This window comes from Pseudoalteromonas sp. NH0006-26 (assembly GCF_057552415.1).
The window spans coordinates 459,762-472,206 of the sequence record NZ_BAAJMJ010000002.1; the positions used below are offsets into that span (position 1 = coordinate 459,762).

A 12,445-nucleotide genomic window follows, 5' to 3' on the forward strand; every position below is an offset into this window, starting at 1 on the left:
CAATCCTTTTGTGGTTAGCTTTTACATACATTTAGAATCACATACATTAGATCGCATCACTTAATGCCTATGCATTTATTTTTTTCATTTGGGCTTAAAAAAGAGAACTATTATGAAGCAGTTGGTAATAACTATTTTAGGGGAAGATCGCCCCGGTTTAGTAGAAAGTATTTCATCGGTCATATTGGAAAACCACGGCAATTGGTTAAGCAGTAATTTAAGTCACTTACTCGGTCACTTTGCAGGCATCATTCAAGTTGAAGTAGCTGAAGAGCATTTACAGACATTTCAAGATGCGCTTAACGGGCTTCCTAAGTTAGATGTTCGTATTGAAAAGGGTAACATTGAAATTGAGCCTGTAGAGCTGGAGCAACTTAATTTTGTGATTACCGGTAATGATCGCCCAGGTATAGTGCAAGAGCTGGCAAGTGTTATTCGCCATAAAGGCGCGAATATTACAAACTTAAATTCTAGGCAGCAAAGTGCGCCAAACTGGGGAGTGCCTATATTTAGTGCCGTTGCCACCGTGAGCTTACCTAACGGACTGAATAAAGAAGAGGTTATTAACGCACTTGAATCAATTACTAGCGACTTAGTGGTTGATATAGAACAAAGTTAAATTTGCTTTATAATTCAAAACACAAAAAAGGCGCTAGCTATAGCGCCCTTTTTATGAGTAACTCTTAAAGCTACATATCAGCGTGACGATTAATACTTTGCATCATTTGCTTCAAACCTTGCTCTTCTAATTCATGAAGCTGATTTAACTTTTCTTGCGCCTCGGGCGATTGAGCCTTATCCGATAAGTAACTATAAACATCCAGCACTTTTTGATGCTGCGTAGATAAGTATTCTTGAATCGCTTGTGCATTAAGATCTTGGTCTCGGTCTAAATCAGTAAATTGAACAATCTCGTTATTTTCTAAAAAGTATTCATAACAGTAGGTGTTTAAGGTATTAATTTCGCTGATTGCCTTGAATCCAATTAAATCCTCTGCGAGCTTTTTTTCATAATCAACACAATAATCAGCCAGCGCCACATTTCGCTCACCCATTAACTCCCTAACACTAAAGAAATTAGCCGCCATTTGTGTATGAAATTGAACGGTCCAATCGAACACTTCTTGAATTGTTTTTACTTGCATGTGCGTTCCTTACTTTTTAACCCTAATGATTAAATAGATGCGTGAATCATGCCAATAAAAAACACAATAAAATCAGTAGATAAAGAAAAGTTTGCCTAACTTGTACTGATATTTTCAGTACAAGTTACACAACCAATGTAAATATTATAGGTTTCGCTTTCGCCACAATAAATACACCGCAGGCAACACCAGCAGTGTTAAAACAATAGCACTGAACATACCACCGACCATAGGTGCCGCTATACGGCTCATTACTTCACTCCCGGTGCCGGTGCCATATAATACAGGTAATAGGCCAATTACTATGGTTGCTACCGTCATCATTACCGGGCGAACACGCAAACCGGCGCCTTCTAATATGGCATGCTTAAGCTGCTCAATACTCAAGCTTTTTCCCACTTGAGAAGCGGCCTCTACCTGCGCTTTATACGCTTGGTTTAAATAAACCAACATAATAACGCCAATTTCAACAGCCACCCCTGCAAGGGCAATAAAGCCGACCCCCACAGCAACAGAGAAGTTAAAGCCTTCTAAGTACATTAGCCAAATGCCACCTATCATTGCTAGTGGTAAAGTCGCCATAATGATAAATACCTCGGTGAAGCTTCTAAAGTTAAGATAAAGCAGCACTACAATAATGGCTAAGGTTAACGGCAACACATAACTCAGTTTAGCTTTAGCGCGCTCCATGTATTCGTATTGCCCAGCCCAAGTTATAGAGTATCCAGCAGGTAAAATAAGCTGCTCATTCAATAATTGTTGAGCATTTGCTACATAGCTACCAATATCAGTATCTTTAATATCAATGAAGCTCCAGCCGTTTAACCGAGCATTTTCACTTTTTATGCCAGGCGGACCATCACTAATAAATACATCCGCCACATCAGCAAGTGCAATTCGTTGCCCCGTTGGAGTAACTATAGGTAATAGCATCAGTTCTTCAGGGGAGTCACGGTACGCTTGCGGATAACGAATATTAACCGGGTAGCGCTCTTGACCTTCAACCGTTTCAGTCACGTTCATGCCACCAATAGCGGTTGCGACTACTTGTTGCACATCAGCAATATTTAAACTGTAGCGCGCTGCTTTTTCACGGTTAATATCTACCTTAATATAACGCCCACCCGCTACACGCTCTGAGTAAACAGACGCTGTACCGGGAAGATCTTTAAGTAATATCTCTATTTGTTGACCTATTTTTTGAATCTCATTCAAATTTGGCCCCGCTACTTTTATACCCACAGGAGTTTTAATCCCTGTAGCCAGCATATCTATTCGCGTTTTGATAGGCATTACCCAAGCGTTTGTGAGTCCTGGGAACTTTACTAAAGCATCCAGCTCTTGTTTGAGCTTTTCGGTGGTCATGCCCTCGCGCCACTGTTCTTTAGGCTTAAACTGTATAAAGGTTTCAATCATGGTGAGTGGTGCCGGATCGGTTGCCGTTTCCGCTCGTCCAATTTTACCAAATACGGTTTTAACCTCGGGCACAGTGGCAATCAGCTTATCGGTTTGCTGTAATAGCTCGCGCGCTTTACCAATAGAAATCCCAGGGTAAGTGGTTGGCATATACATTAAATCCCCCTCATCAAGAGGTGGAATAAACTCACTGCCTATTTTATTTACCGGATAAAAGCCCACTAAAGTAATAATCAGTGCCACCAACAAGGTGCTTTTGGGGAATTTTAAGACTGTGTTTAACAGTGGCTTATAACTATTTACCAGTAAACGGTTTACCGGATTTTTATTTTCAGATATCACCTTACCGCGAATAAAGTACCCCATCAGTACGGGTACTAAGGTAATTGCTAAGCCGGCCGAGGCCGCCATTGCATAGGTTTTTGTGTAAGCCAATGGCGCAAACATTCGCCCTTCTTGAGCTTCTAAAATAAATACCGGCATAAAGCTAACTGTAATTATTAATAAGCTAAAAAATAATGCAGGCCCTACTTCACTGGCAGAATCAATCACCACTTGCCAACGATTTTCATCGGTCAGCGGTTTTTTCTCCATGTGTTTGTGCATGTTTTCAATCATCACAATCGCACCATCGGTCATGGCACCTATCGCTATAGCAATCCCGCCTAATGACATGATATTGGCGTTAATCCCCTGCCAATGCATAATAATAAAAGCGGTGAGTATGCCTAACGGTAAGGTAATAATAGCCACCAGCGATGAGCGTACATGGAATAAAAACACCACACACACTAAAGCCACTACAATCAGCTCTTCCATCAATTTAGAGGTGAGGTTATCAACTGCGTCTTTTATTAAATGAGAGCGATCGTACACAGGTACAATTTCAACCCCCTCAGGCAGGCCTTTTTTAAGTGACTCCAATTTAGCTTTGACGAGCTCTATGGTTTTTTGCGCGTTTTCACCAAAGCGCATAACCACTACGCCACCAGCAACTTCGCCTTCGCCGTTAAGCTCGGCAACACCACGGCGCATTTGAGGACCTAAACGCACATTAGCAACATCACGTAACTGTAGTGCAGTACCGTTAGCGTTTATACCTAAAGGAATCGCTTCTAAATCAGCCACACTTTTTACATATCCAGTGCTGGTAACCATGTATTCGGCTTCTGCCATTTCAACAACTGATGCCCCCATTTCTTGGTTGCCTTGCTTAATGGCAGTTTGAATAAGGCTTAGCGGAATACCATAGGCACGTAACTTATCGGGCTGTACGTTAACTTGGTATTGTTTCACCATGCCACCTACCGATGCTACTTCGGATACACCGGGCACAGTTTGCAGTTCAAACTTTAAAAACCAATCTTGTAAACTGCGTAGTTGGCTTATGTCATGCTTACCTGTGGTATCAGTGAGTGCATATAAATACACCCAACCAACTCCTGTGGCATCCGGGCCAAGCTCTGCAATTGCCGTATTGGGTAAACGCGCAGATACTTGACTTAAATATTCTTGAACACGACTTCGTGCCCAGTATAAATCGGTGTCTTCGTCAAAAATAACGTACACGTAGGAGTCACCAAAAAACGAAAAACCGCGTACTGTTTGCGCCCCTGGTACCGATAACATCGCCGTGGTTATAGGAAATGTAACCTGATCTTGCACTACTTGCGGCGCTTGCCCAGGGTAAGATGTTTTAACAATAACCTGTACATCAGATAAATCGGGTAAGGCATCTACTGGGGTGTTTTTTACAGCATACAAGCCGCCACCAATCAATATAGCGGTCAGTAACAGTACAAAAAAACGATTAACAACAGACCAGCGAATAATTGCAGTAATCATAACCACTCCTACTCGTGCTGACTATGCATAGCATGCACAGAAGTCATTGTATGGATCACAAACTCACCTTGCTCAATACTAAAGGTAAATGTAACTTCATCATTTAGCTTAAACGCCTCAATCGTTACATTTTTTGCTAACACAAAGTCCATAGTTGCAGGTCCACGCCCCCACTTTTCAATTGCCTCACGGCTGATATTCACAACTCGATTGTTAGCATCAATACTGTTAATCACTCCATTCACAGTTGCCATGCTTGGGTTGGTATCACTCATTTGCATATTGCCATGCGAGACTGCTTGCATACGCTTAAAGTCAGAGTTTTTACTCGATTCTGAATCAATTAAAAACTGTGCTGAAGTAACCACTTCATCGTCTGCCATAACACCTGATAAAATTTCGGTATTAGCAGCATCACTTCGCCCTAAAGTTACCTCGACCGATTTAAAACGACCTTCCCCTAGTGCAACTACAACACGGTTTTGGCTACCAGTGCGGATAACCGCTTCTTTAGGCACAACTAACTGTTTTTCAGCTACTTGACTATGAATACTGACTTGAGCAAACATATTAGGCTTTAACTGATGGCCTTGGTTATCAAAGCGCAAGCGTACTCTTAAAGTACGGTTTTTAGCATCTAAGGTAGGATAAATATAATCCACTTGCCCTTGCCAACGTTGGCCACTTAAATAATCGAGCGTCATGGTTACCGGCAGGCCAACACGAATGAGTTCTGCTTGGCGCTCAAATACCTCAGCCTCAACCCATACTTCATCAAGTTGAGCAATACTCATCATTGAGGTATCAGGTTTAACATAAAAACCTTCACGAATATTAAGTTCATCAACAACGCCACCTTGGCGGGCATAAAACGTTATGTTTTGTAGCACTTGTTGGCTTTTTTGCAGGCGTGAAATGAAGCCATCAGATACATTGAGCGATTTTAATCGGGCTTTAGCGGCACGAATTAACACCTGATTATTACGCTTTAACGCTAACACAAACTCTTCTTGTGCATTCACTAACTGTGGTGAATATAAGGTATAAAGTGGCTCATCTTGTTTAACCTGATCGCCCGCGGCTTTAACGTATAAGGTTTCGACCCATCCCTCTACTCGCGGATGAATATGAATTAGCTGGTCTTGGTTGTATTGCACATAACCTACCGTGTTAACCTCATTTTCAAGTGCAGCAAACGCCACAGGCGAGGTACGCACACCTAAATTATTAATCACTGTGGGTGAAATTTTAATACTGCCTGGCCCATCATCGGCCCCACTGTCTGACTCTTCGTAAACAGGCACTAAATCCATGCCCATGGGCGATAGACCAGGTTCGTCACGGCGATAATTACTATCCATAGGTGCTACCCAATAAAGCGGCTCTTTTTTGCTACTGGCTTTACTATCAGTTGGCATAGAGTGCTCACTAGGTAAGCTTAATAAAACCCCCGCAGTTAATGCCGCACTGCATATAGCTACCAGTGATAATTTTAAATTAGTATTCATAGCTCGGCTCCTGCTGTGGTGTATTTTTTAAGCTGGTATCATCAGCACTGGCGTAATAATTTAACCTCGCAATAATAATCTTTTGATCAACATGAATGTTTAGTGCGTCTATCTTGGCATTTAATTCACTAATACGCGCTTGCATCACATCTGAGAAATTACCATCATCGCGGGTATAGGCATTCAGGGTCGCTTGAGCTTGCTCAGCCATTTGCGGCAGTAGCTTGGTTTGATAAAGCTCAGCACGCTGATGAAGCCGTGCTAACTGGCTAACTTCCTTAAAATACATTCCTTGTAGCTTTTTAAGGGCAATTAATTTTTGTGTTTTAGCTTCTTCGCTATCGGCAATGGCAGCATTTACAAGTTGATCTTGGCGGTTATCGGTAAACAGCGGTAAATCAATACTTATACCCACAGAGAAAAGGTCTGCTCGAGAGCCACCCATTGGCATATCATCGCGGTAACCGTAGCCCATATTAACGCCAATTTGCGGTTTATAGCTTTGCTCAGCCACACTTATTTGAGTTTGCTTTGCCACTATTGCATTATCCATTGCCATAATCGCAGGGTGCTTTAATAGCATGGCCATTAGTTGTTGATACTCTAACTCGGTGTAGTTTTTTAATGCTGCAAGCTGTGAAAAGTCATCACTGACAGGCTGGCTAAGCATATCGATAGGCAACCATTGTGTTAGCCGCTTTTTAGCACCTTGTAGCTGTTGCTCCAGTTGCATTAATTTATCTTCAAGGCGGGTTAACTCTAATTGCGCTCGAATAATATCTTGTTGGCGTGTTTTACCCACCGAGCTTACATAGCTTGATTCGGTAATATCAATGAGCTGGGTAAACAAGGCTTTATCTTGCTCAATTAGTGCAATGCTTCGCTGCGCTCTATAAGCATTAAGCCATGACTCAGTAACTATGGTTTTTACTTGCGCAAGTCTGTCTTTACGTAGCCAAGGCTCTGCCGCAGCTGACTGAGACAATGCCTTTTGTTGTAGTGCAAGGCTATCGCCTCGACTCAGCGATTGGCTAACTCCCACCTTAAATTGGGTCATATTTTCTTGATCAAAAGCAAAACCATTGGTTGGTAAGTTCATTAACCCTAAAGTAAGCACTGGATCGGGTAAAGTTCCCGCGGCAATACTTTTTGCTTCAATTGATGCTTGTTTTTGCTTACTGGCTTTAAGCCAAGGCTCATGGTTTAAGGCATAGTTAATTGCCTCATTTAAACTCAGTTCAGCACTGTGTACAGAGAGACTAATGCTCAATAAGCTGCTCACACAAACGGCTTTTAATACTGCGAAGTGATTCATCACTTGCTCCACTTAAAATTAAAAAATAAAAAACGATTAAATTTTTAAGCAGATAGATGACAAAAAACTAAATGGCTAGATTTTGAATACACCTATCCTGCGGTTATGCAGGCATAGGAGGACGATAGAGAGAACGTGCAAAGTTAGGTTGGCGCTGCATGACAGCAAGGTGCACTTTTTCAGAGGATAATTTAGAGGCTATAAATAGCGAGTTTACATGCAAGGCCGAATGCGAATTACAAGCACTCATTGGGCAACTGCAATCTTGAGCTACCGCGTTCTCATCGCTGCAACAGTCCATGCCCATCATTGATGTATGCGCGTCGTCGCTCATTGCCATATCGCTATGCTGCATAGATGCATGGGTTGCCATGTTCATATGCGGCATATCACATACCATAGATACAGACGCAACGGCTTGACCCACAAAAGTGAGTAACAAAGTTAGCGTCAGTAAAATACAGTAAATACGTTGCAATGAATTAACCTAAAAATAAATAGACATTTAAAGTTTATGGTAACTGCGTTTAAAACTCAATAATTAACTGGTTTTTACCACTGGCTTTATCAAACTACTGGCCGCAATGGCGAATAGACAATAGCCGGTAAAATACCAAAAACCAGTACCAAACTCAGCATGCATATTAAGTAAGTCTTCTGAGTTCGCGTTTGCATTACCAGCCATGTAAGCCACGATTAATGCAATAACAAACACATCCACCATACTCCATTTACTTAAAGCGATAATCATCTTACCAAGCTTGTGCTTAAATGAAGTCTCCTTTAATACACAATACAACAATTGAAGCAGCAGCTTAATTGTTGGGATCACCATTGAAAAAAACGCTACTAATATCGCCACTAAGTAGTTTTTGTTATCGGCTAGTTCGTTAACGGTGCCCCAAATACTGCGTGTTTTTTGATAAGCGCTGATCTCGCCTTCAAGTTTGTCTAATCCCAACATACTCGAGATCATCATTAGCATATTACGGGTGTTTTGATTTCCTTCATCTGCCAGCATTTCAATACCCGCCCCGGCAAGTTTAGACTTATCAATTTTGCCTTCCATACTCAACACAGGTTGAGTCACTCCTGGGATTAATAAAGCTAAGGCGATTAAAATAGTGGTGATAGGTAAAAATAAACGCATGCTGTTGTACTAAATAAAATCAATATGTGCTAATCATACCCAAACGTTATACGTTAGTCTTGCTCAATAATAGAGGCCAATAGTTCATCCGCATACTGGCGTGCATCCAACATGGCGCTAAATACGGTCTCAATATTCGAGGCTGGGCGAATAGTTTCTAACAACTTTTTAGCCATTTGCCAGTTATCTTCTTCTACCGCTTTGACTAAATGCAATGAATTACCCATCATGCCTTCAAAACTTAATAATGCACCAGATAACTCAGCCCCTAAACTAAACTCTTTGGCAATAGCTTCCAGTTCCATATCTAAAATAGCATCAAGTACCGACATTAAGCCGACTAAATAACCTTGTTCTGCAATGACTTTTCCGCCAGGCTCTAAAATTATTTGCATAAACTGCGCTCGACATAAGCCTAAACGAGTAAGTTCACTGGGCTTATCTGAGCCAAGCTCACTAAGCGCTAAAACCCGTACAAACTTTCTAATAGAATCTTCCCCTAAATACACAACCGCTTGAGGAATAGACGTAATCACTAGATTTTTATTAGCTGAGCGAGCATTTACTAATTTAAGAACACGTGCAGTTAAACCCACATCTTTAGAAATACGTTGATTAATTTCATTAAAATCTAAGTCTGTGCGTGATGTGCAACGCAGTAAATCTAAAACTGCCATTTTTAAGGGTTCAATATTGCTGTAACTCAGCATTTCTGGATGTGCAAAAAAGAACCCTTGAAAATAATCGCATCCAGCCTCTTTCAGTTGCCTGAACTCTTCATAAGTTTCAATTCGCTCTACCACTATTTTAATATTAGGAAAGTTGCGTTTAAGTTTTTTCAGCAGCATACTGGTTTTTATTACGGGTTCTTCAACTTCAAGCTTTATAAAATCTACCAAACCGAGCAAAGGTTGCCATTTTTCGTGTGCGTCGTAATCATCTAACGCAAATACATACCCTTCTTTTTTTAACTCGGTTACTCGTTGAGCAACCAGCTCTATATTTTCAGTGCGCTCAACAATTTCAATTACGGTATTTTCTGGCTGCAATAATTTAGGTAAATCCTCTAAAAGCCCCTCACTCGATAAATTAATAAACGCAGTTTGATTGAGTGTTAGCTTTTCAATACCAACCAGCATTAGCGCATTAAAAAAAAGTCGTCCTGTAGCTTGCCCGTCAGTTGTTCCTACAGGAAAAGCATTATTAACTGAATCGCGATAGAGCAACTCATAAGCAAAAATGCTTTTATCACCGTCAAAAATTGGTTGCCGAGCAATATATTGAGTGACCAAAATAGATGAATTTTTTACGTCTGAAATATTTGGCATTAACCTTCCTGCTTAACAATGATGTCATCATTATTTTTATTATTTAATCAGTATAGTGAAACTTTAAATACTTGCAGTAATTTTAATTAGATTAAAAAACAAGCAAGTAAGTTTAAATTCATACACTCAAAACTAACAGATTAGTATCCTTATTTTTTATAAGGTTTTATTGCTTGTCGCCGCCCTGAGCATACCCAAAACCTGTGCTTATAAGGTATAATATAGGCACTATTTACTTACAAACTCACAAGAGCCACCAAAAATGAGCATTGAACAAGCCTTAATAGAGCGTAGCAGTAACCAATGTGAACTCTGCGCAGCAACCAACAACTTAACTGTTTACGAAGTCCCTCCTGTTACAGAAGCTCATTCAGATAAATGCATTTACACCTGTCAAACATGTAAAGATCAAATAGAGGGCAATAGCGATTTAACCCCAACCCATTGGCATTGCTTAAATGACAGTATGTGGAGTCAAACACCGGCGGTACAAGTTGTAGCTTATCGCATGCTGACTCAGTTAGCAGCTGATAACGGCTGGGCACAAGACGCGCTTGATATGATTTACCTTGAAGAAGATACATTAACATGGGCGCAGCAAGCACTTGCTGAAGATGATGATATTAAACACATTGATAGCAATGGTGTGGTACTACAAGCTGGCGACACCGTCACGTTAATAAAAGATTTAGATGTGAAAGGTAGTAGCTTAACAGCAAAACGCGGTACTGCCGTTCGCAATATTGGCTTAACCAGCAACCCTGAACATATTGAAGGGCGTGTTGATGGACAGCGTATTGTAATTTTAACTAAATACGTAAAAAAATAAGTAACGAATCAAGGCGCGTAGCGCCTTTTTTTATATCTCAACTTTCTGTATTTGCTAGTTAAGCAATGATTAAGCAATTCAACCGTATGCTAACGATCATATACCATACTCCATCAAGGAACTACTATGTTCTCATCTAAGCCAAATTCAATGTTAAAGTCGATTGCAGGCCTGTGTTTTATATCAAGTGGCGCACTTATGCTGAGCGCATGTAACGACGATACCGCACAGCAAACTAGCGCTGTGACGCAAACAACAGCTACCTTACCGGTGCAAGTTAGTTACTTAGATCGCAGTCTATTAGCGCCTAATTCACAGCTAATCGTTACCTTGGTTGATGTGTCAAAAATGGATGTGGCAGCCACCGTTATCTCTGAGCAGGTGATTGATTTAGTGGGCGCACCGCCTTACCAAGTAGAGCTTGAGTACAACCGTGAAAAAATTGATCAAACTCACCGCTATAGCGTACGTGCAACCATTAATAATCAAGGAAACTTGCTATACACCAGCACAACGAGTAACTCGCCTTTTGCTGATACTAGCTCATCTGAACCTTTAGAGATTATTGTTTCAAAAGTAGCGCCAAAGCCAGACGTTGATTTAGTAAATACCTACTTCAAAGCAGTTTCAATCGACGGCAACCCCGTTGTAGTGAATACCAAAGAACCATTTATTCAATTTAATAGTGACAACACTGTGCACGGCTTTTTAGGGTGCAATAACTTTAATGGCGGTTATGAAGTATCGAAGCAAATGGTTACTTTTACCCAGTTAGCAACCACGCAAAAAATGTGTCATGACAATATGGAACAAGAAAGCGCAATGGCAGGTGTGCTGCAAGCAGCATCGCAATGGCAAATTAACGGTGAAAAGTTAGTATTACAAAATGAGGCAGGCAAACAACTTGCAACCTTTAACGCTGTTTACTTTTAATTAAGCGTAACAATACTACGCATCTAAGCAGGTCAGTATAAAGCCCAGTTAAACTGGGCTTTTTTATTTTTATTCGGCGACTAACTGCTCGCTACGGTAAAAGCCACCTGGCTTACTCAACAAACTCACTAGTTCAGGCAACACGTCATCCATTGCTTGCTTTAATTTCCATGGTGGGTTTATTACTATCATTCCAGAGGCGGTCATACCATGTACATCAGTATCAGCTTCGGTACCTAATTCAAATAATTGAATATTTCTAATTCCCGCGTCAATTAATCCCTGCTCCATAGTATCAATACGTTCTCTGTCTACAACCGGATACCAAATCATGTAAGTCCCTGTCGCGAAGCGCTGATGGGCTTTTACAATGGTTTGTACTACCGTGTTGTAATCGTCTTTTATTTCATAAGGTGGGTCTATTAACACGCAGGCTCTGCGTGAAGCTGGCGGTAATAAACCAATTAAGCCCGCAAACCCATTTTCGCCGCGCACCCGAATAGAGCGTTTACCTTGCATGTTTTCTTCAAGTAAGACTAAATCTCGCGGATGCAGCTCAAAAAACCAGCCCTTATCTTGACGACGTAAAAAGTGTTCGGCGATTTTTGGTGAGCCTGGGTAAAACGCCAGAGACGAACTCTCATTAAATGATTTTATTAGCTCAATATAGTCATTTAGTGCGCTATGCTGACTAGTATGTTGCCAAAGTTTTTCAATACCGTCTTGGTACTCTTGTTTTTTTTGCGCGTCTGGTGCTGCCAGTTCAAAAAAACCAGCCCCCGAATGCGTATCAATATAGTCAAGCGGCTTATCTTTTATAGTTTGATAACCTAGCACTTGCGCTAGTACTAAATGTTTAAGTACATCGGCAGGGTTACCCGCATGAAAGGAGTGTCTGTAACTAAGCATTATTTATTTTCGCCATACGCTATTTAATAAAATTAGTGAACCATAAAGCACACTACTTTGGCAATCG

The 12,445-nt window shown here is 40.9% G+C and carries 11 protein-coding genes; 3 read left to right on the forward strand and 8 right to left on the reverse strand.

Annotation, left to right across the window (positions count from 1 at the left end):
* The first annotated feature begins 112 nt into the window (after positions 1–112).
* Positions 113–619, forward strand: coding sequence for a glycine cleavage system transcriptional repressor (locus AC27JR_RS04775; RefSeq protein ID WP_008466332.1), 507 nt, complete (start codon positions 113–115; stop codon positions 617–619).
* Positions 620–689: 70 nt separating this feature from the next.
* Here AC27JR_RS04775 and AC27JR_RS04780 read toward each other — a convergent pair whose 3' ends face one another.
* The 7 genes from AC27JR_RS04780 to AC27JR_RS04810 form a co-directional block, all read right to left on the reverse strand.
* Positions 690–1,145, reverse strand: coding sequence for a hypothetical protein (locus AC27JR_RS04780; protein WP_008466330.1), 456 nt, complete (start codon positions 1,143–1,145; stop codon positions 690–692).
* Between the two features lie 144 nt (positions 1,146–1,289).
* Positions 1,290–4,406, reverse strand: a complete 3,117-nt coding sequence (locus tag AC27JR_RS04785) for an efflux RND transporter permease subunit (RefSeq protein ID WP_487172927.1) — start codon at positions 4,404–4,406, stop codon at positions 1,290–1,292.
* Between the two features lie 8 nt (positions 4,407–4,414).
* Complete coding sequence (locus AC27JR_RS04790) at positions 4,415–5,914, reverse strand: efflux RND transporter periplasmic adaptor subunit (protein ID WP_487172928.1); 1,500 nt, start codon at positions 5,912–5,914, stop codon at positions 4,415–4,417.
* Positions 5,904–7,229 carry a TolC family protein gene (locus AC27JR_RS04795; RefSeq protein ID WP_487172929.1) on the reverse strand — a complete coding sequence of 442 codons (1,326 nt, stop codon included), beginning with the start codon at positions 7,227–7,229 and terminating at the stop codon, positions 5,904–5,906. Before AC27JR_RS04795 ends, AC27JR_RS04790 begins: the two co-directional genes overlap by 11 nt.
* 103 nt (positions 7,230–7,332) lie before the next feature.
* Positions 7,333–7,707, reverse strand: a complete 375-nt coding sequence (locus AC27JR_RS04800) for a hypothetical protein (RefSeq protein WP_487172930.1) — start codon at positions 7,705–7,707, stop codon at positions 7,333–7,335.
* A 63-nt stretch (positions 7,708–7,770) separates the two neighbouring features.
* Positions 7,771–8,379, reverse strand: coding sequence for a paraquat-inducible protein A (locus tag AC27JR_RS04805; RefSeq protein WP_487172931.1), 609 nt, complete (start codon positions 8,377–8,379; stop codon positions 7,771–7,773).
* Between the two features lie 53 nt (positions 8,380–8,432).
* Positions 8,433–9,707: an EAL and HDOD domain-containing protein gene (locus AC27JR_RS04810; protein ID WP_487172932.1), complete on the reverse strand. Its 1,275-nt coding sequence runs from the start codon at positions 9,705–9,707 to the stop codon at positions 8,433–8,435.
* 262 nt (positions 9,708–9,969) lie between these two features.
* Here AC27JR_RS04810 and AC27JR_RS04815 point away from each other — a divergent pair, with 262 nt between their 5' ends.
* Positions 9,970–10,536, forward strand: a complete 567-nt coding sequence (locus AC27JR_RS04815) for a PhnA domain-containing protein (RefSeq protein ID WP_008113444.1) — start codon at positions 9,970–9,972, stop codon at positions 10,534–10,536.
* A gap of 126 nt (positions 10,537–10,662) precedes the next feature.
* The gene (locus tag AC27JR_RS04820) at positions 10,663–11,469 is read left to right on the forward strand and encodes an META domain-containing protein (RefSeq protein WP_487172933.1); all 807 of its coding nucleotides are present in this window, start codon (positions 10,663–10,665) and stop codon (positions 11,467–11,469) included.
* Positions 11,470–11,538: 69 nt separating this feature from the next.
* Here the strand turns inward: AC27JR_RS04820 and AC27JR_RS04825 are convergent, their stop codons facing one another.
* Positions 11,539–12,378: a 23S rRNA (adenine(2030)-N(6))-methyltransferase RlmJ gene (locus tag AC27JR_RS04825; RefSeq protein ID WP_487172934.1), complete on the reverse strand. Its 840-nt coding sequence runs from the start codon at positions 12,376–12,378 to the stop codon at positions 11,539–11,541.
* Between the last annotated feature and the right edge of the window lie 67 nt (positions 12,379–12,445).